Consider the following 20005-nt stretch of genomic DNA (forward strand, 5'->3'; position numbering starts at 1 on the left):
AGCAGCCTATAGCGGGGGCAGCGAGGGGAGAGTCCCTCCTTCGGCGCGCAGTGCGGTGCCGTCGGTGCGGCCCGCGAGCCAGCCCAGGAGCTCCGGCGCGGTGCCGGTCACCGTCACCCCGGATCCGGAAGCGGCGCCACCGGTGGTCCACGCGCGCGTACCGTCCGTCACGCGGGTGTGCGGCACGCCGGGGTGCCCGGTGAACCGGTCGACGAGGAAGCCGATCTCCCGCTCGGTGAACTCCGGCGGAAGATCCTCCAGCTCGTAGCCGATGCCGAGGTCCACGTGATGGATCTCCACCTCGATCCAGCGCCGGAACGGCACCCGCGCCGCGGAGTCCGTGACGCCGTTGCGCAGCTCCACCGTGCGGGACCAGTCCGCGGGGAGCGCGGCCGCGTCCTGGAAGCGGTCCGCGCTGTCGCGCACGTCGGCGAGCTGCTCCTTCAGGGGGCGCGGCGCGTCCCGCTCGATGTCGGCGTCCCGGGCCTCGGCGGAGGCGTACATGGGGCGGCCCTCGAAGACGTTCACCAGGGCGTCCGCGTTGCGCGCGAGATGGGCCAGGACGTGCCCCCGGGTCCAGCCGGGCAGCCGTGACGCCTCGGTCACAGCGGCGTTGTCCAGTCGGGCGGCCGCGGTGAGCAGCCGGTCCGTCGCTTCTCGTACAGAGGCCAGGTCACGCGCGTGATCCATCATGCCGTCGACCCTAGCCCCGGCCACACCTTCGGGTGAAGGAGTCCGGCCGCGCCCACAAATCGAATGCACGTGCTATATGGTCGGGAGCGGCGTCGGGCATGCTGGAAGACCCGGGAATTGTTCTGGAACGGGGAAACGGGACCGGCGCTGTCAGTGGCTCCCCCTAGTCTGTGGAAGACGGGGGCTCCGGCCCCTGTCACTCACTCAAGAAAGGTGCGGACCGGCGTGGCCGACCGTCTCATCGTCCGTGGCGCGCGCGAGCACAACCTGAAGAACGTCTCGCTCGACCTGCCACGCGACTCGCTCATCGTCTTCACGGGCCTGTCGGGGTCGGGCAAGTCCTCGCTGGCCTTCGACACGATCTTCGCCGAGGGGCAGCGCCGGTACGTCGAGTCGCTCTCCTCCTACGCCCGTCAGTTCCTCGGGCAGATGGACAAGCCGGACGTCGACTTCATCGAGGGTCTGTCCCCGGCGGTCTCCATCGACCAGAAGTCGACCTCGCGCAACCCGCGCTCGACGGTCGGCACGATCACCGAGGTCTACGACTACCTGCGGCTGCTCTTCGCGCGCATCGGCAAGCCGCACTGTCCCGAGTGCTCCCGCCCGATCTCCCGCCAGTCGCCGCAGGCCATCGTCGACCGGGTGCTGGAGCTGCCCGAGGGCAGCCGCTTCCAGGTCCTCTCGCCGCTGGTGCGCGAGCGCAAGGGCGAGTTCGTCGACCTCTTCGCGGATCTGCAGACCAAGGGGTACAGCCGCGCGCGGGTGGACGGCGAGACCGTACAGCTCTCCAGCCCGCCCACGCTGAAGAAGCAGGAGAAGCACACCATCGAGGTGGTCGTCGACCGCCTGACGGTGAAGGACTCCGCCAAGCGCCGCCTCACCGACTCCGTGGAGACGGCCCTCGGCCTCTCCGGCGGCATGGTCGTGCTCGACTTCGTCGACCTCCCCGAGGACGACCCCGAGCGCGAGCGCATGTTCTCGGAGCACCTGTACTGCCCGTACGACGACCTGTCCTTCGAGGAGCTGGAGCCCCGCTCCTTCTCCTTCAACTCGCCCTTCGGCGCCTGCCCCGACTGCTCCGGCATCGGTACGCGCATGGAGGTCGACCCCGAGCTGATCGTCCCGGACGAGGACAAGTCGCTCGACGAGGGAGCCATCCACCCCTGGTCGCACGGCCACACCAAGGACTACTTCGGCCGTCTCATCGGCGCCCTCGCCGAGGCCCTGGGGTTCCGCACCGACATCCCCTTCGCCGGACTCCCGCAGCGCGCGCGGAAGGCGCTGCTGTACGGCCACAAGACGCAGATCGAGGTGCGCTACCGCAACCGGTACGGGCGCGAGCGGGTCTACACGACCGCCTTCGAGGGTGCCGTGCCCTTCGTGAAGCGGCGGCACGGCGAGGCCGAGAGCGACGCCAGCCGCGAGCGCTTCGAGGGCTACATGCGCGAGGTGCCCTGCCCCACCTGCGAGGGCACCCGGCTGAAGCCGATCGTCCTCGCGGTCACGGTCATGGAGAAGTCGATCGCCGAGGTCGCCGCCATGTCCATCAGCGACTGCGCCGACTTCCTGGGCAAGCTCAGGCTCAACAGCCGCGACAAGAAGATCGCCGAGCGCGTGCTGAAGGAGGTCAACGAACGGCTGCGGTTCCTGGTCGACGTCGGCCTCGACTACCTCTCGCTGAACCGCGCGGCGGGCACGCTCTCCGGCGGCGAGGCCCAGCGCATCCGGCTGGCCACCCAGATCGGCTCCGGTCTCGTCGGCGTGCTCTACGTCCTCGACGAGCCGTCCATCGGTCTGCACCAGCGCGACAACCACCGGCTCATCGAGACCCTGGTCCGGCTGCGCGACATGGGCAACACGCTCATCGTCGTCGAGCACGACGAGGACACCATCAAGATGGCCGACTGGATCGTCGACATCGGTCCCGGCGCCGGCGAGCACGGCGGCAAGGTCGTGCACAGCGGCTCGCTCAAGGAGCTGCTGGGCAACGCCGAGTCGCAGACCGGGCAGTACCTCTCGGGCCGCAAGGCCATCCCGCTGCCCGACATCCGCCGCCCGCTCGACCCCTCCCGCCGGCTCACGGTGCACGGCGCCCGGGAGAACAACCTCCAGGACATCGACGTCTCGTTCCCGCTGGGCGTCTTCACCGCCGTCACCGGTGTGTCCGGCTCCGGCAAGTCCACGCTGGTCAACGACATCCTGTACACGCACCTGGCCCGCGAGCTGAACGGCGCGAGGAACGTGCCCGGCCGGCACACGCGCGTGGACGGCGACGACCTCGTCGACAAGGTCGTGCACGTCGACCAGTCGCCGATCGGCCGCACCCCCCGGTCCAACCCGGCGACGTACACCGGTGTCTTCGACCACGTCCGCAAGCTGTTCGCCGAGACCACCGAGGCGAAGGTCCGCGGCTATCTGCCCGGCCGCTTCTCCTTCAACGTCAAGGGCGGCCGCTGCGAGAACTGCGCGGGCGACGGCACCATCAAGATCGAGATGAACTTCCTCCCGGACGTCTACGTCCCGTGCGAGGTCTGCCACGGCGCCCGGTACAACCGGGAGACCCTGGAGGTCCACTACAAGGGCAAGTCCATCGCCGACGTGCTGAACATGCCGATCGAGGAGGCGACCGACTTCTTCGAGGCCGTCCCCGCGATCGCCCGCCACCTCCGCACGCTGAAGGACGTCGGCCTCGGCTACGTCCGGCTCGGGCAGTCCGCGACCACCCTGTCCGGCGGTGAGGCGCAGCGCGTCAAGCTCGCCAGCGAGCTGCAGCGCCGTTCCACCGGACGCACGGTCTACGTCCTGGACGAGCCGACCACCGGCCTGCACTTCGAGGACATCAGCAAGCTCCTCAAGGTGCTGTCCGGCCTGGTCGACAAGGGCAACACGGTCATCGTCATCGAGCACAACCTCGACGTGATCAAGACCGCCGACTGGGTCGTGGACATGGGGCCCGAGGGCGGCGCAGGAGGTGGCCTCGTCATCGCCGAGGGCACGCCCGAGCAGGTCGCCGGGGTGCCGGCCAGCCACACGGGCAAGTTCCTGCGGGAGATCCTGGGCGCCGACCGGATCAGCGACGCGGCCCAGGTGAAGGCCCCGCGCAAGGCCGCCGCCAAGCGGACGGTCGCCGCCGGCGCGACGGCGAAGAAGACGGCCTCGGCCCGCACCACGACGGCCGCCGGCAAGACGGCCACGGCCACGAAGGCGGCCACGGCCAAGAAGGCGGCCACGGCCACGAAGAAGGCCACCCCCGCCAAGCGGACCACGCGGGCCCGCGAGGACTGAGAGGACCGGGGCGCCCGGGAAACCCCGGGCGCCCCGGGAAGCAAGGAGACCCCGGGCGCCCGGACGACCGGCCCGGCGATCTCCCGGACCATACGGTGGCCCGCGGGAACTTCCCGCGGGGCCACCGCGCGTCGCCCCCCGGCCGAGGGGGTGGCGGAAGGGTCACCCCGGGCGGTGCGCACCCTGTACGTTCGACGCGTGAGCGACAACGAGTTGGCCGCCTTCCTGCGCGGCCGCCGCGAAGCCATGACCCCCGTCGAGGCGGGCCTGCCCGCAGGGCCCCGCCGCCGTGACCCCGGCCTGCGCCGCGCCGAGCTGGCCACGCTCGCCGGGATCAGCGTCGAGTACCTCACCCGGCTCGAACACGGCCGCGACCTCAGCCCCTCCCCCCAGGTGCTCGGCGCCCTCGCCGACGCGCTGTGCCTGCCCGTGCCGGACCGGCTCCTGCTGCGCCGGCTCGCCGAGCGGAGCGGCGACCGCACCACGGTCCGCCCGGCGGCCGCTCCGCCCGCCCGGAACGTACGGCCCACCGTCCGGGCCCTCCTCGACCGGCTGGAACCCGCCCCCGCGGTGCTGCTCAACTGGCTCGGCGACATCGTCGCCCACACCGCGGGCTACGAGCGCTTCGCCCGCCCGCTCGGACTGCTCGACGGCGACCCGCCCAACATCACGCGGTATCTGTTCACCGACGAGCGGGCCCGCACGGTCTACCCGGGCTGGGAGCGGCTCGCCGACGAACAGGTCGCCCACCTGCGCCACGAGGCCCCGCCGCACGACCCGTGGGTCGCCGCCCTGACCGACGAGTTGACGGTCACCGCGGGAGCCAGGTTCACCCTGCGGCTCAAGGGCGTACCGGCCATGCCGCTGCGCAACGGCACGGATCTCGTCGAGCATCCGCAGGCGGGCCGACTGCGCCTGGCGTACGAGACGCTCGCGCTGCCGGACGACGGCCGGCGCCTGGTGGTCCACCTCCCGGCCGACGAGGCCACGGCCGCCGCCCTCGCCCGCCTCGACCCCCTGCACGGCCGCGCGCAGGAGGCCCCGAGCCCGGTCGCCGGCTGAACGGACGCGCACCCGCGGGGGCGTGGGTCGTGGGACCTCGGCCGCCGCACCGGGGAGCGTCTAGACCTCCCCCACCTCCGCCGCGTACGGCGGCTCCGCGCCCGCCCGGGAGCAGGTGATCGCCGCCGCGCGCGCGGCGAAGCGGAGCAGGCGGGTCCAGTCGTCGGCGCCGAGGGCCGCGAGGGCGGTGGCGGAGAGCGCGTCCCGGGCCGACAGACCGTGCAGGAGGGCCGCGTTGACGGTGTCACCGGCGCCGATGGTGTCGACGACGTCGACCCTCTCGCCCGGTACGGAGTGCTCCGCGCCGGCGCGGGTGTGGACGGTCAGGCCGTCGCCGCCCCGGGTGACGACGACCGCGGCGGGCCCGCGGTCCAGCCACGCGCGCGGGGTGCCGCCCAGCCACCGGGCGTCCTCCTCGGAGAGCTTGAGCAGCGACACCGAGGGCAGCCAGCTCATGAACCGGGCCCGGTAGGCGTCCGCGTCGGGGATCAGCCCGGCCCGGATGTTGGGGTCGAGGGCGGTGAACACCCCCTGGGCGGCGGTGGCGTGCAGCAGCTTCTCGTAGGCGCTCGCGCCGGGCTCCAGCACGAGGGAGCAGGTCCCGAAGGAGACGGCACGCGTGCCGAGGGGCAGCCGCTCGGGCGTCTCGAACAGGCGGTCGGCGCTGCCCTCGACGTAGAAGGAGTACCGGGCGGAGCCGTCCTCGCCGATCGAGGCCAGGGCGAGAGTGGTGGGTTCGGGCCCGCGCTGCACGGACGTCACGTCCACGTCCGCCTCGCGCAGCCCGGCCAGCAGGGCCTCCCCGTAGACGTCCTGGGAGACCCGTGAGCAGAAGGCGGTGGGGGAGCCGAGGCGGCCGAGCGCCACGGCCGTGTTGTAGGGGCCGCCGCCGCGCGCCGGCCGCAGATCCACGAGCGTGCCCGCACCTCGCGGGACCAGGTCGATCAGGGCTTCACCGGCGACGACGATCACGAGGCGGATCCTTTCTCGAGGGCTGTCGGCCGGAAAGTATCGCAAAGGCGCGCGCACCACGCCGGACGGCGGTCGCCGCCCGGGCCCCGGTCCGCGGGGCCGTCACTCCCAGTCCCAGCCGATCCCCACGACCCCCGTCCGCACCCGTGGTTCGACGAGATGCACCGAGCGGTGCGGGCCGCTCAGCGGGAGGATCTGCCGCCCGCCGCGGGGAGCCGCGGCGGAGGGCTGGCTGAAACGGTGGCAGCGCAGGGGCAGCGCCCGCTCGTCGAAGCGGACCTGGAGGGCGTACTGGCCGCCGCCGGCACGGAAGCCGCGGACGTACTCGGTGCACACACCGGCCGTGCCGTCGTCGAAGCCGTAGCGGAAGAGGTACGTGTCACCGCTGCGCAGCCGGGTGTCGAAGAGGAGCTCGGCGACGAGGACACCGGTCTCCCGGTCCCAGCGCACCCTGCCGCTGCGGCAGTTCTCCAGGGCACGGACGGTGATCCGCTCCGGCGCGCAGCCCGGGTCGCCGTGGTGGACGGCCACATGGCGGTCCACGCCGTCCCTGTGGGCGCGCACGATGTGCTGGGACTCGCGGCCCAGCAGCTCCCGGCCCGCGCCGACCCGCACCCGCTCGTGGTGGCCGACGGTGTGCACACCGCCGTCGAGCGGCATCCCCAGCTCGTCGAAGAGGCGCTCCAGGACACCCGAGGCCTCCACGACCGAGCGGTACGAGCGGCCGGCGGGGCGCTCCGGGCCGGGCTGCTCGTCGGCCCGGACGAGCAGCCGGATCAGGGACTCGTCCGGGAGCTGGAGGATCTCCTCCAGGGCCCGCACGGCACGCAGCGACTCGGGACGCTGCGGACGCCGGGCGCCCTGCTGCCAGTAACTGAGGCTGGTGACGCCGACCTTGACCCCGTGGCGCGAGAGATGGTGCTGCACGCGCTGCAGCGGCAGGCCGCGGGCGGCGATGGCGGCGCGCAGGGCGACATGGAAGGGGCCGCCCCGCAGGACCGACTCCAGCTGCACCGTGGAGACGTCCCGGACCGCCGCGACGTCCGCGTGCTCTGTGGCGTGCCGCATGCAGAGACCTTTCTGTAGAGGAGGGCGCGACGGGTGGCCGGACCACGGGGCCGAGGGGGCGCCCGGCGGGTCCCCGGGGCTCGGGCGCCGTCGGCGGCCTCCGTCCGCACCTGCGTCCGTCCGTACATCCACGGGAGAGGGCCTCTTGCCCCGAGTTCCCCCGCATTGAAGCGTGTTGACCAAGTCCCGACAACACCTGGCGCGTGACATGGCCGGACACCATCGGCAAGATCCTCAACGCGTTCCGGGCCCGTGGCCGGGCCGCAGCAGGTCCCGCAGTGCCTGCCCCGAGAGCTTCGACTTGTGCAGGAATCCCCGGGCCGGACCGGCGGTGACGAGTTCCTCGATGTCGTCCGGCGGGTGCGTGGAGGTGAGCACGACGACGGTCGGGACGGTGCCCGCGAGCCTCGGCGCGAGCTCCAGACCGCACTCGCCGTCGAGGAAGACGTCCAGCAGGACGAGATCCGGGACCAGCTCCGCGGCCCGTGCCAGCGCCTCCGTGCCCGAGCGGGCCACACCGACGACGCGGATCCCGTCGCGCTCCAGCAGCGTACGGGCAGCCTCCAGGAACCGGGTGCTGTCGTCGACGATGAGACAGCGCGTGGACATGCGCACAGCCTCCCAAGGCGGCCATGGGCGCACATTGCGGCTAGCGGGAAAGACGCGCCGCCCCGAGACCCCGTCCGCCGGAATGTGCCCATGTCCCGTGCCGGAACGACGGGTTCACTCTCACCCTGGGAGTCGGCGGCGACACGAGGAGTAGCATGTCGCTGCCCTGGGGCCGAACAGGCCCGTGGAGTGGGGGTGTGCGATGAACAGGCAGCGCCGGGACCTCGGAGGACGTCCCGTACGCCGTGCCCTGATGGCGGGTGCGGCGGCCGCCGCGCTGCTGCTGGCCGGATGCAGCGGCGAGGACGGCGGCGGACGGACGGACGAGGAGGGCAAGGCGGCGGGCGACACCACCTGCGACGGGCGGATCGAGGGCACCGCCCACATCACGATGTGGTTCCACGCCGGCCAGAGCGGTGAACAGAGCACGCTCAAGAGCCAGGTCAGGGAGTTCAACAGGTCCCAGCGGCAGGTACGGGTCGAACTGGTCACCCTGCCCGAGCAGCGCCCGTACAACGAACTCGTCCTGTCCGCGGCGGCCAGCGGCGACCTGCCCGACCTGCTCGACTTCGACGGCCCCAACCTCTACAGCTACGCCTGGTCCGGCACCCTCAAGCCGATCGACTCCTGCGTACCCGCCAGGACCCGCGAGGACCTGCTGCCCTCCATCCGCGAACAGGGCACGTACGACGACCGGTTGTGGGGCGTCGGCACGTTCGACTCCGGACTGGGGCTGTACGTGCGGCCGTCGGTGCTGAGGAAGGCCGGCGTGCGCATCCCCAAGGGCGTCGACGACGCCTGGAGCGCCGACGAACTGACGCGCATCCTGCGCAAGCTGCGCGCCCGGGGCTACCGGGCGCCGCTCGACCTGAACTTCACCGACTCCCGCAGCGCGGACGAGTGGAACACCTACGCCTTCGCACCGGCGGTGTGGTCGGCGGGCGGTGACCTCATCGACCCCCGTGGGCGTACGGCCGACGGCTTCCTCAACGGCCCTCAGGCCGTCGGGGCGCTCACCACCCTGCAGAAATGGGTGGAGGAGGGCTATGTCGACCGGGACGAGAAGAAGGACAGGAGCGCGTTCGTGAAGGGCCGCAGCCCCATCTCCTGGATGGGGCACTGGAAGTACGGCGAGTTCAGCGAGGCCCACCCCGGCGACGTGGCGATCGTGCCGCTGCCCGACTTCGGCACGGGCAGTACGACCGGCATGGGGTCCTGGCAGTGGGGCGTCCCCTCGGGGGACGCCGACGGCGACGCGGTGTGGCGCTTCCTGGAGTACCTGCTGCGGCCCGCACAGGTGGCGAGGATGAGCGAGGCCAACGGCGCGATCCCGGGGACGGAAGGGGGCGTGAAGCTGTCCCCGCTGTTCGACGAGGACGGCGCGGAGCGGCTGTTCATCGAGCAGCTGCGCAGCGGCGCCGCCCGGCCGAGACCGCAGACACCGGCGTACCCGGCGGTCACCGTCGCCTTCTCGCACGCGGTCGCCGACATCGTCTTCTCCGGCGCCCCCGTCGAACGGACCCTGGACAAGGCGGTCGAGACCATCGACCAGGATCTCGCCGCCCACGACGGCTATCCGAAGAGCGGACCGTGACCCGGGCCGCCGGCCCCCGGCCCACGCCCCGCCCTCCGGCCCGGCCCGGCCCGCCGAGGCGTGCCCGCCGGGCCCCGTGGGCGCTGCTGCTCTGCACGGCCCTGCTGCTCGCGGGCTGCGAGGCGGACGGCGGCGGCCAGGGCGTCCGGCGGGTCTCCGACGCGACCTGCGACGGGCGGATCGACGGACCCGCGCAGATCACCATGTGGTACCACCGGCCGTCGGCACGCGGCGAGCTGAAGGCCCTGCGCGCCCAGGTCAGGGCCTTCAACGCCGCCCAGGACGACGTCACCGTCCGCCTCGTGCGCCACCCGAAGGGCGACCACGACGAACTGGTCCGTCAGGCGGCCGCCGACGGTGAACTGCCGGACCTGCTCGACTTCGACGCCCCGAAGCTGTTCAGCCACGCCTGGGCGGGCGACCTGCGGCCCATCGACTCCTGCGTCCCCGAGGCCCTGCGCGCGGACCTGCTGCCCTCCGTCGTCGAACAGGGCACCTACCGGGGCAGGCTGTGGGGCCTGGGCACCTTCGACTCCGGACTCGGCCTGTACGTACGGCCGTCGGAGCTGAAGAAGGCGGGCGTGCGCATCCCGCGCGGCATCGGCGACGCCTGGACCGCCGACGAGTTCACCGGCGTACTGAAGAAGCTGCGCGCCCACGGCCACGAGCGGCCGCTGGACCTCCAGCTGCAGTGGGCCGACACCGAGTGGGGGACGTACGGCTTCGCGCCGGTGCTGTGGTCGGCGGGCGGCGACCTCATCGACCGCTCCACCTACCGCACGGCCGACGGCGTGCTCAACGGGCCGCGGTCGGCCAAGGCGCTGACCACGCTGCAGAGCTGGGTGAAGGCGGGCTACGTGGACGCGAACAAGGACTTCGCGGCCTTCCAGAAGGGCAGGACCCCGGTGTCCTGGGCCGGCCACTGGTCGTACGGGCGCTACACCGAGGCCCACCCGGGCGACGTGGCGATCGTGCCGCTGCCCGACTTCGGCACGGGCAGCGCCACGGGCATGGGCTCCTGGCAGTGGGGCATCCCCGCGGGCCCGGCGGACGGCGACGCGGTGTGGCGGTTCCTGGAGTTCCTGCTGCGCCCCGAGGAGATCCTGCGGATGACCGGGGCCAACGGCGCGATCCCCGCCACCACCACCGCGATCGAGCGGACCGACGCCTTCGCCGAGGGCGGCCGCGCACACCTCTACATAGAACAGCTGCGCGCCGGGACCGCGCGTCCCCGGCCGCAGACCCCCGCCTACCCGGCGATCACCGAGGCCTTCTCCCACGCCTTCGCGAAGATCATGCGGGGAGGGGCCGTACGGCCCGCGCTGGACGAGGCGGTGCGGGCCGTCGACCAGGACCTGGCGGACCACGGCCACTACCCCCCGACCGGACCGTGAGGCCCGGCCGTGCTCCGCCCGCCGTCCCCCGGACGAACCCCCGCCCCACGCCCCGCCGTGCCCCGCCGGCCTGCCACGCACGCGAGCACGAACGCGGGCGCGAGCACGAACGCGGGCGCGAGCACGAACGCCAGCACGAACACGAACGCAGGCACGAACGCGGGCGCGGCCACCGTCCCGTTCCTGGCCCGGCTGCGCGTCGGCCCCAAGCTGATGCTGCTCGTCCTGCTGCCGGTCACCGTCCTGCTGTCGTTCACGGCGTTCACCGCCATGACCCAGTGGCAGGAGGCGCGGACCCTGCGCGACTTCGACACCGCGATCGAGGTGTCGTTCGCGACCAGCGAGGTCGGCGGCGCCGTCGCCCGGGAGCGGATCGCCGCGGTCCAGGCACGGCTGGGCCCCGGACCGGACACGCTGAGCGGCCGGGCGGCGGCCCAGCGCGCCACCGACGACGCGCTGCGGCACGCCTTCGGCCAGGCCGTCGACCGGGAGGTGGGCTCCGACGTCGCCGGAGTCCTCGACTCCGTACGCCGTCAGCTGCACGCGCTGCGGGTCCAGACGGGCACCGGCTCGCTGGACGCCCGGACCCTGACCCGGCGGTACGAGGTCATCCAGAACAAGGTGCTCGACACGGTGGCCGGCCTCGAAGCCGGACGCCCCACCCGGGCCGCGGGCCGCGCCGCCGACGCCCACATGGCGATGCTGCGGGCGGTGGCCGCCACCGAGAGCGAACGCGCGGAACTCGCCATCCTCTTCCACACCCCCGGCGAACGGCGCACCACCGCCGGCGCGGGCCGCTGGACCGAACTGGAGAAGTCCCAGCTCAGAAGGTTCCAGCTGACCGCATCCGACGGACTCAAGGCCGAACTGCACGCCGCGATCTTCGAGGCCCCCGGCCGCGAGGTCCGCGCGGTCCGCGACCTGCTCGCCGACACCGACCCCCGGCCCGCCGCCTGGCCCTCGTACGACAGCTGGCTCGCCCACTCCGAGCGCTACGTCGACGCCCTGCGCGGCATCCAGGACCGGGCCGCCCGCGAACTCGACGACACCGCCCACCGGGATCTGCACGCCATACGGGTCCGCGCCCTCACCGAACTCGGCATCTCCCTCGCCGTCCTGGCCTTCGTCACCCTCCTCGCGCTGGCCCTGCGCCGCTCGATCACCCGCCCCCTCGGCCAGGTCTCCGAGGGCGCCCGCGCCCTGTCGGAGGGCGACCTCTCGTACGACATCCGCTACACGGGACGCGACGAACTCGGGGACGTGGCGGACACGTTCCGCGAGCTGCGGGTGACCGGGGAACGGCTGGCCGACGAGATCCGGGCCATGAACACCGCGATCGACGCGGGCCGCCTCGGACACCGGGCGGACGTCGACTCCTTCGACGGGACCTGGGCCCAGCTGCTGGGCGGCATGAACGGCACCATGGCCTCCTTCGCGGCCGCCCACGGCCGGCGCAGACGGGCCGAACAGGAACTGGAGGGCATCTTCAACCTCTCCATGGACCTGCTCTGCATCAGCGGCGTCGACGGCTACTTCAAACGCGTCAACCCGGCCTTCGAACGCACCCTGGGCTATCCGATCGAGACGCTGACCTCCCGGCCCCTGCTCGACTTCGTCCACGAGGAGGACCGGGACAAGACCCGCGAGGCCATCGCGCTGCTGGCGAGCGGCACCGAGGTCGCCGAGTTCGAGAACCGGTACGTCCGCGCCGACGGCACCGAATGCTGGCTGCAGTGGAGCGCCCGGCCGGTCCCCGAGGAGGGCCTCATCTACGCGGCCGCCCGCGACGTCACCGAGAGCCGCCGGGCCGCGCTCGAACAGAGCGCGCTGCGCCGGGTCGCCACCTCGGTCGCGCGCGGGGAGCCGCCGGCCGACGTGTTCCGCAGGGTCGCCGAGGAGGTGGCGTCCCTGCTGGGCACCGCCGCGGCCGTCCTGCGCTACGAGCCCGACGGCGACGTCAAGATCCTCGGGATCGCGCACCCGCGCGGGGACGCGGCCGCCGAGGTCGTCCGCACCACCCGCCGCGACGCGGCCCGCAGGACCATCGCCGCGGTGGCCCGCACCCGGCGCTCCGCCCGGTCGGGCACCTGTGTGGGCGCCCCCATCGTCGTCGAGGGCTGTCTGTGGGGGGTCGTCGTGGCCGCCTCGCTCCTCGACCCGCTGCCCGGCGGCACCGAGTCCCGGCTCGCCGACTTCACCGAACTGATCGCCACCGCGATCGCCAACGCCGACAGCCGCGCCCAGCTGGCCGCGTCCCGCGCGCGCGTGGTCGCCGCCGGGGACGCCTCCCGGCGGCGCATCGAACGCGATCTGCACGACGGCGTCCAGCAGCGCCTCGTCTCCCTGCAACTGGAGCTGCGGATGACGCAGACCCTCGTGGAGGACCCCTCCTCGGAACTCGCCCGCCGGCTGGACCAGCTGGCCAAGGGCCTCGACGACACCTTCCAGGACCTGCTGCAGGTGGCCCGGGGCATCCACCCGTCCATCCTCTCCCGGGGCGGCCTCGGGCCCGCCCTGCGCGCCCTGGCCCGCCGCTGTGCCGTGCCCGTGGAACTCGATCTCGCGTTCGGCAGGGCCCGTTTCCCGGAACAGGTCGAGGTGGCCGCCTACTACGTCATCTCCGAGAGCCTCACCAACGCCGTCAAGCACGCACGCGCGAGCGTGGTGACCGTGGCGGGCCGGGAGCGCGCGGGCGTACTGGAACTGGTCATCCGCGACGACGGCGCCGGGGGAGCGGAACCCGACAAGGGCTCGGGGCTCATCGGGCTCATCGACCGGGTGGAGGCGATCGGCGGCAGGTTGACGATCGCCAGCCCGCCCGGCGGCGGTACGACGCTGAGCGTGCGGCTGCCGCCGACCCCGCCCGAGGAGGTCGCGGCGGCCGTCCTGCCGCGTTCATGACCGCCCGAAGCGTACGCGGTGAGGCCCGTTCAAAGGGGGGAGTTCGGGACTCGGTACGGGCGTACGTTCCGGGCGGCCGAATCGGACGGCGGAGACGGCCGTCCGGTCCCTGGGCAGGCGGATGGCTCGCCGTCTCCCGTCGGAGGCGTCGGTCCACCCGCGGCCGCACATCCGTGAGCATGACGGACACACGTTCCGGTGTCTTCACGGTCCTCCCCCAACTAGGCTTCCGGCTAGCCGTAAGACCCCGGTTCGGGCAGGCTGTCGGAACGAACGGACAGGTCGGGCAAGGGGGAGGCCGGGACCATGGAGGCCGATCAGCATCCGGTACGCGGACGGGTGGTGCTCGCGGACGACGACGTGCTCCTGCGGGAGGGGCTGGCGAGCCTGTGCGAGCGCGTCGGCTACGAGGTGGTGGGACAGGCGGGCGACGGCGACGGGCTCCTGGACCTCGTCGAGAGGGAGCTGCCGGACATCGCGATCGTCGACATCCGCATGCCGCCGACGCAGTCCACGGAGGGACTGAAGGCCGCCGGCACCATCCGGGAGCGGTATCCCTCGGTCGGGATCCTGGTGCTGTCGGCGTTCGTCGAGGTCGAGGACGCGCTGGAACTGCTGGCCGGCGGACGCAGCATCGGGTATCTGCTCAAGAGCCGGATCACGGTCGTGGACGAGTTCCTGGAGAGCCTCGACCGCATCCGCCGGGGCGGCTCCGTCGTCGACCCGTCGCTGGTGCAGGAACTCGTGGCGGCGCAGCGCCGTGACGACCCGCTGTCGATGCTCAGCAACCGTGAGCGGGAGGTGCTCGGCCTGATGGCCGAGGGCCGGTCCAACTCCGGCATCGGCCGGCGGCTGTGGGTGACCGAGGGCACCGTCGAGAAGCACGTGCGGAGCATCCTGGGGAAACTGCGGCTGCCCGAGGAGCCGGACGACCACCGCAGGGTGCTGGCGGTGCTGACGTTCCTGGAGACACGCTAGAGCCCTCCGGGCGGGCGCCCGCCGCCCCCGATCGCCGTCCACCGGGCCCGTCCACAGGGCCCCGGGCTGTCACTCCCCGCCAGTAGGGTGTGGAGCATGGCCGATCCCTCCAGCTACCGCCCCAGTCCGGGGCAGATCCCGGACTCTCCCGGGGTGTACAAGTTCCGTGACGAGCACCGCCGGGTGATCTACGTCGGGAAGGCGAAGAGCCTGCGCCAGCGCCTGGCCAACTACTTCCAGGACCTGACCGGCCTCCACCCGCGCACCCGCACGATGGTCACCACGGCCGCCTCCGTGGAGTGGACCGTGGTGTCCACGGAGGTCGAGGCGCTGCAGCTGGAGTACTCCTGGATCAAGGAGTTCGACCCCCGGTTCAACGTCAAGTACCGCGACGACAAGAGCTACCCGTACCTCGCGGTCACGATGAACGAGCAGTACCCGCGCGTGCAGGTGATGCGCGGCCACAAGAAGAAGGGCGTGCGGTACTTCGGGCCGTACGCGCACGCCTGGGCGATCCGGGACACGGTCGACCTGCTGCTGCGCGTCTTCCCCGTCCGCACCTGCTCGGCCGGGGTGTTCAAGAACGCCGCCCGCACCGGCCGGCCCTGTCTGCTCGGCTACATCGGCAAGTGCTCGGCCCCCTGCGTCGAGCGGATCTCCGCCGAGGACCACCGCGAACTGGCCGACGAGTTCAGCGACTTCATGGCGGGGCGCACCGGCACCTACATCCGCCGACTGGAGAAGCGGATGACGGACGCGGCCGAGGAGATGGAGTACGAGCGGGCCGCCCGGCTGCGCGACGACATCGAGGCCCTGAAGAAGGCCATGGAGAAGAACGCGGTCGTGCTCGCCGACGCGACCGACGCCGACCTGATCGCCCTCGCCGAGGACGAGCTGGAGGCGGCCGTCCAGATCTTCCACGTCCGCGGCGGACGGGTGCGCGGCCAGCGCGGCTGGGTCACCGACAAGGTCGAGGCCGTCACCACCGGTGACCTCGTCGAACACGCCCTCCAGCAGCTGTACGGCGAGGAGACCGGCGACGCCGTGCCCAAGGAGGTCCTCGTCCCGGCGCTGCCCGACCCCGTCGGACCCGTGCAGGAGTGGCTCACCGAGCGGCGCGGGGCCCAGGTCTCGCTGCGCGTCCCGCAGCGCGGCGACAAGAAGGCGCTCATGGAGACCGTCGAGCGCAACGCGCAGCAGTCGCTCGTCCTGCACAAGACCAGACGGGCCTCCGACCTCACGACCCGCTCCCGCGCGCTGGAGGAGATCGCCGAGGCCCTCGACCTGGACAGCGCCCCGCTGCGGATCGAGTGCTACGACATCTCCCACCTCCAGGGCGACGACGTGGTGGCCTCCATGGTCGTCTTCGAGGACGGGCTGGCCCGCAAGAGCGAGTACCGCCGCTTCCAGATCAAGGGCCGGGTCGGGGACACCCAGGTCTGGCACGGCGAGGGCCAGGACGACGTCCGCTCCATGCACGAGGTCATCGCGCGCCGCTTCCGGCGCTACCTCGCGGAGAAGGAGAAGACCGGCGAGTGGGTCGAGGAGGACGCGGCGGGGGCCGAGGGCCCGGCGGGCGGTCTCAAGGACGACGACGGCCGCCCCAGGCGGTTCGCCTACCCGCCCCAGCTCGTCGTCGTCGACGGCGGGCAGCCGCAGGTCGCCGCCGCCCGGCGGGCCCTCGACGAACTGGGCATCGACGACATCGCCGTCTGCGGTCTCGCCAAGCGCCTGGAGGAGGTCTGGGTGCCGGGCGACGACGACCCGGTGGTCCTGCCCCGCAGCAGCGAGGGCCTCTACCTCCTGCAGCGGGTCCGCGACGAGGCCCACCGCTTCGCGATCACCTACCAGCGCACCAAACGCGCCAAGCGTTTCCGGGCGAGCCCCTTGGACGACGTGCCCGGCCTCGGGGAGGCTCGCAAGCAGGCCCTGCTGAAGCACTTCGGCTCGCTGAAGAAGCTCCGCTCCGCCACGATCGACCAGATCTGCGAGGTCCCCGGCATAGGCCGCAAGACGGCCGAGACCATCGCCGTGGCCCTCGCCGAGGCGGCTCCGGCGGCACCCGCCGTGAACACCGCCACGGGAGAGATCATGGAGGAAGAGGAGCCCGGTACGACCGCGGACCCCTCTGGGGAGCCCGTGGCCGCGGGCACCCCGGACCGGCGGCGAGGGCAGGAGACATGACCGAGCACGAGCAGCGACCGGATCCCCCGGAGCAGCCAGAACTGCCGGAGCGCGCGGAGCGTCCGGAAGAACAGCAGCACGAGCACACGGCGGAGCACGGGGCGGCCCACAGCGCGGTGGGCGACGGTGTCCCGCGGCACCCAGCGGCACAGGAAGACGGAGCACACGTGAGTACGGGCATCGAAACAGCCGGGGTCCCCGAGGCGGCCATCCCCGAGCTGGTCATCATCTCCGGCATGTCCGGCGCCGGACGGTCCACGGCCGCCAAGTGTCTGGAGGACCTCGGCTGGTTCGTCGTCGACAACCTGCCGCCCGCGCTGATCCCCACCATGGTGGAGCTGGGCGCGCGCTCCCAGGGGAACGTGGCCCGGATCGCGGTCGTCGTCGACGTCCGCGGCCGCCGCTTCTTCGACAACCTCCGGGACTCCCTCGCCGACCTCGCGACCAAGCACGTCACCCGGCGCATCGTCTTCCTGGAGTCCTCCGACGACGCCCTGGTGCGCCGCTTCGAGTCGGTCCGCCGCCCGCACCCCCTCCAGGGCGACGGCCGCATCACCGACGGCATCGCCGCCGAGCGGGAACTGCTGCGCGAGCTGCGCGGCGACGCCGACCTGGTCATCGACACCTCCAGCCTCAACGTGCACGAGCTGCGCGCCAAGATGGACGCCCAGTTCGCCGGCGAGGAGGAGCCGGAGCTGCGGGCCACCGTCATGTCCTTCGGCTTCAAGTACGGCCTGCCGGTCGACGCCGACCTGGTCGTGGACATGCGCTTCCTGCCGAACCCGCACTGGGTCCCGGAGCTGCGCCCGTTCACCGGACTCAACGAGGAGGTCTCCGCGTACGTCTTCAACCAGCCCGGCGCCAAGGAGTTCCTCGACCGCTACACCGAGCTGCTGCAGATGATCGCCGCCGGCTACCGCCGCGAGGGCAAGCGGTACGTGACCATCGCGGTCGGCTGCACGGGCGGCAAGCACCGCTCGGTCGCCACCTCCGAGAAGCTCGCCGCCCGCCTCGCCTCCCAGGGCGTCGAGACCGTGGTCGTGCACCGGGACATGGGGCGGGAGTGACCGGACCCACCTCGTCGCGGCTGAGCCGGCTGAGCAGACTGCGCCGGGTCGTCCCGGAGGGCCGCACGGAGAGGCCCGCCGAGATCCGCGGGGCCCGGCCGCGCCGCCGGGGCGCCCAGCCCAAGGTCGTCGCGCTCGGCGGCGGCATGGGCCTGTCCGCCTCGCTCGCCGCGCTGCGCCGGATCACCGGCGACCTCACCGCCGTCGTCACCGTGGCCGACGACGGCGGCTCCAGCGGACGCCTGCGGGACGAGCTGGGGGTCCTGCCGCCCGGCGATCTGCGCAAGGCGCTGGCCGCGCTGTGCGGCGACGACGACTGGGGCCAGACCTGGGCCCGCGTCATCCAGCACCGCTTCCAGTCCCAGGGCGAACTGCACGAGCACGCGGTCGGCAACCTGCTGATCGTCGCCCTGTGGGAGCAGCTCGGCGACCACGTCCAGGCCCTCGACCTGGTCGGCAGGCTGCTGGGCGCCCAGGGCCGGGTGCTGCCCATGTCGGCCGTACCGCTGGAGCTCCAGGCCCTGGTCAAGGGGCACGACCCGGCCCGCCCGGAGGAGGTGCGGACCGTACGGGGGCAGGCGACCGTCGCGCTCACCCCCGGCGAGGTGCAGTCCGTGCACGTCGTGCCCGGCGACCCGCCCGCCGTGCCCGAGGCCGTGGCGGCGGTCCGGGACGCCGACTGGGTGGTCCTCGGCCCCGGCTCCTGGTTCTCCTCCGTGATCCCGCACCTGCTCGTGCCCGAGCTGCTCGACGCGCTCACCGAGACCAAGGCCCGGCTCGTGCTGTCGCTGAACCTCGCACCGCAGCCGGGAGAAACCGATGGCTTCTCCCCGCAGCGTCATTTGGAGGTTTTGGCACGACACGCCCCTAAACTCGCCCTGGACGTGGTGCTGGCCGACGAGGCCGCCGTGCCCGACCGCGACTCCCTGACCGAGGCCGCCGAACGGTTCGGGGCCGCGGTCGAGCTGGCGCCGGTGGCCCGGACCGACGGCTCTCCGCGGCACGACCCGGAGCTGTTGGCCGCCGCGTACGACCGTATTTTTCGGATGCATGGAAGGATCGGCCCATGGCGATGACGGCAGCGGTGAAGGACGAGATCTCCCGGCTACCCGTCACCCGGACCTGCTGCAGAAAGGCGGAGGTCTCGGCGATCCTGCGGTTCGCCGGCGGGCTGCACCTGGTGAGCGGCCGCATCGTGATCGAGGCGGAGCTGGACACCGCGATGGCGGCCCGCAGACTCAAGCGGGACATCCTGGAGATCTTCGGCCACAGCTCCGAGCTGATCGTGATGGCACCCGGCGGCCTGCGCAGAGGCTCGCGCTACGTCGTCCGCGTGGTGGCGGGCGGCGACCAGCTGGCCCGGCAGACCGGTCTGGTGGACGGCCGGGGCCGCCCCATCCGGGGCCTTCCCCCGCAGGTCGTCTCCGGGGCCACCTGCGACGCCGAGGCGGCCTGGCGCGGGGCCTTCCTCGCCCACGGCTCGCTCACCGAGCCCGGCCGCTCGTCCTCTCTGGAGGTCACCTGCCCGGGACCGGAGGCCGCCCTCGCGCTGGTCGGCGCCGCCCGCCGGCTGTCGATCGGGGCGAAGGCGCGCGAGGTCCGGGGCGTGGACCGGGTCGTCGTCCGGGACGGGGACGCCATCGGCGCGCTCCTGACCCGCCTCGGCGCGCACGAGTCGGTGCTGGCGTGGGAGGAGCGGCGGATGCGCCGCGAGGTCCGGGCCACGGCGAACCGGCTCGCCAACTTCGACGACGCCAACCTGCGCCGCTCGGCCCGTGCCGCCGTCGCCGCCGGCGCCCGTGTCGGACGGGCGCTGGAGATCCTCGCCGACGACGTCCCCGAGCACCTCGCGGCGGCCGGGCGGCTGCGGATGGAGCACAAGCAGGCGTCCCTGGAGGAGCTGGGCGCGCTCGCCGACCCGCCGCTCACCAAGGACGCCGTCGCGGGCCGGATCCGCCGTCTGCTGGCGATGGCCGACAAGCGCGCCTCGGACCTCGGCATCCCGGGGACCGAGGCCAGCATCACCGAGGAGATGGCCGAAAACCTCGTGGGGTGACAGACCGCCAGGAGATCTCAACTCGCCGGTGCCGACGCCTACTTGGGCCTGTCGGCACCGGCTTTCTGCTTTCCGCGTGAATTATGTGATTGGCCTGTGTCGCCTCCTTGACTTGGCCCAGATCTGACATGAGCCTGGCGTC

At 72.8% G+C, this 20005-nt stretch carries 14 protein-coding genes; 10 read left to right on the forward strand and 4 right to left on the reverse strand.

The window, feature by feature from the left end:
* Positions 1–6: 6 nt before the first annotated feature.
* Complete coding sequence (locus PYR72_RS36400) at positions 7–693, reverse strand: maleylpyruvate isomerase family mycothiol-dependent enzyme (RefSeq protein ID WP_275459244.1); 687 nt, start codon at positions 691–693, stop codon at positions 7–9.
* A 225-nt stretch (positions 694–918) separates the two neighbouring features.
* On the opposite strand from PYR72_RS36400, the gene uvrA reads away from it, so the two are divergent.
* Positions 919–3978 (forward strand): excinuclease ABC subunit UvrA, encoded by a 3060-nt coding sequence (gene uvrA, locus PYR72_RS36405; RefSeq protein WP_275459245.1) that lies wholly within the window; start codon positions 919–921, stop codon positions 3976–3978.
* A gap of 198 nt (positions 3979–4176) precedes the next feature.
* Positions 4177–5040, forward strand: coding sequence for a helix-turn-helix domain-containing protein (locus tag PYR72_RS36410; protein WP_275459246.1), 864 nt, complete (start codon positions 4177–4179; stop codon positions 5038–5040).
* Positions 5041–5100: 60 nt separating this feature from the next.
* On the opposite strand, the gene PYR72_RS36415 is transcribed toward PYR72_RS36410, so the two are convergent.
* The 3 genes from PYR72_RS36415 to PYR72_RS36425 all read right to left on the reverse strand — a co-directional run bounded on the left by PYR72_RS36415 (position 5101) and on the right by PYR72_RS36425 (position 7689).
* Positions 5101–6012: a carbohydrate kinase gene (locus PYR72_RS36415; protein ID WP_275459247.1), complete on the reverse strand. Its 912-nt coding sequence runs from the start codon at positions 6010–6012 to the stop codon at positions 5101–5103.
* 102 nt (positions 6013–6114) lie between these two features.
* A complete protein-coding gene (locus PYR72_RS36420) occupies positions 6115–7080 on the reverse strand; it encodes a hypothetical protein (protein WP_275459248.1) in 966 nt (321 codons plus the stop codon).
* Positions 7081–7314: 234 nt separating this feature from the next.
* Entirely contained in the window at positions 7315–7689 is a 375-nt protein-coding gene (locus tag PYR72_RS36425) for a response regulator transcription factor (protein ID WP_275459249.1), read from the reverse strand.
* A gap of 202 nt (positions 7690–7891) precedes the next feature.
* Here PYR72_RS36425 and PYR72_RS36430 point away from each other — a divergent pair, with 202 nt between their 5' ends.
* The 8 genes from PYR72_RS36430 (at position 7892) to whiA (ending at position 19863) form a co-directional block, all read left to right on the forward strand.
* Complete coding sequence (locus PYR72_RS36430) at positions 7892–9283, forward strand: extracellular solute-binding protein (RefSeq protein ID WP_275459250.1); 1392 nt, start codon at positions 7892–7894, stop codon at positions 9281–9283.
* Complete coding sequence (locus PYR72_RS36435) at positions 9280–10677, forward strand: extracellular solute-binding protein (RefSeq protein WP_275459251.1); 1398 nt, start codon at positions 9280–9282, stop codon at positions 10675–10677. The genes PYR72_RS36430 and PYR72_RS36435 overlap by 4 nt, the downstream gene beginning before the upstream one ends.
* Before the next feature lie 213 nt (positions 10678–10890).
* Entirely contained in the window at positions 10891–13578 is a 2688-nt protein-coding gene (locus tag PYR72_RS36440) for a PAS domain S-box protein (RefSeq protein WP_275460617.1), read from the forward strand.
* 306 nt (positions 13579–13884) lie between these two features.
* Complete coding sequence (locus tag PYR72_RS36445; protein ID WP_275459252.1) at positions 13885–14556, forward strand: response regulator transcription factor; 672 nt, start codon at positions 13885–13887, stop codon at positions 14554–14556.
* 96 nt (positions 14557–14652) lie between these two features.
* Positions 14653–16740, forward strand: a complete 2088-nt coding sequence (gene uvrC / locus PYR72_RS36450; RefSeq protein ID WP_037728113.1) for an excinuclease ABC subunit UvrC — start codon at positions 14653–14655, stop codon at positions 16738–16740.
* Positions 16737–17807 carry an RNase adapter RapZ gene (gene rapZ, locus PYR72_RS36455; protein ID WP_275459253.1) on the forward strand — a complete coding sequence of 357 codons (1071 nt, stop codon included), beginning with the start codon at positions 16737–16739 and terminating at the stop codon, positions 17805–17807. The genes uvrC and rapZ overlap by 4 nt, the downstream gene beginning before the upstream one ends.
* Positions 17804–18883, forward strand: coding sequence for a uridine diphosphate-N-acetylglucosamine-binding protein YvcK (yvcK, locus tag PYR72_RS36460; RefSeq protein ID WP_059079305.1), 1080 nt, complete (start codon positions 17804–17806; stop codon positions 18881–18883). The genes rapZ and yvcK overlap by 4 nt, the downstream gene beginning before the upstream one ends.
* Positions 18874–19863, forward strand: a complete 990-nt coding sequence (gene whiA / locus PYR72_RS36465; protein WP_275459254.1) for a DNA-binding protein WhiA — start codon at positions 18874–18876, stop codon at positions 19861–19863. The genes yvcK and whiA overlap by 10 nt, the downstream gene beginning before the upstream one ends.
* The last annotated feature ends 142 nt before the right edge of the window (positions 19864–20005 follow it).

This window comes from Streptomyces sp. VNUA24, from assembly GCF_029167005.1.
In the GTDB taxonomy this organism is placed as follows: domain Bacteria; phylum Actinomycetota; class Actinomycetes; order Streptomycetales; family Streptomycetaceae; genus Streptomyces; species Streptomyces scabiei.

Bases quoted from the DNA above. Each gene is read 5' to 3' on its own strand.
- PYR72_RS36400 (WP_275459244.1), bottom strand. From the start codon at position 693: ATGATGGATCACGCGCGTGACCTGGCCTCTGTACGAGAAGCGACGGAC.
- PYR72_RS36420 (WP_275459248.1), bottom strand. From the start codon at position 7,080: ATGCGGCACGCCACAGAGCACGCGGACGTCGCGGCGGTCCGGGACGTC.
- PYR72_RS36425 (WP_275459249.1), bottom strand. From the start codon at position 7,689: ATGTCCACGCGCTGTCTCATCGTCGACGACAGCACCCGGTTCCTGGAG.
- PYR72_RS36430 (WP_275459250.1), top strand. From the start codon at position 7,892: ATGAACAGGCAGCGCCGGGACCTCGGAGGACGTCCCGTACGCCGTGCC.
- PYR72_RS36440 (WP_275460617.1), top strand. From the start codon at position 10,891: ATGCTGCTCGTCCTGCTGCCGGTCACCGTCCTGCTGTCGTTCACGGCG.
- PYR72_RS36445 (WP_275459252.1), top strand. From the start codon at position 13,885: ATGGAGGCCGATCAGCATCCGGTACGCGGACGGGTGGTGCTCGCGGAC.
- uvrC (WP_037728113.1), top strand. From the start codon at position 14,653: ATGGCCGATCCCTCCAGCTACCGCCCCAGTCCGGGGCAGATCCCGGAC.
- rapZ (WP_275459253.1), top strand. From the start codon at position 16,737: ATGACCGAGCACGAGCAGCGACCGGATCCCCCGGAGCAGCCAGAACTG.
- whiA (WP_275459254.1), top strand. From the start codon at position 18,874: ATGGCGATGACGGCAGCGGTGAAGGACGAGATCTCCCGGCTACCCGTC.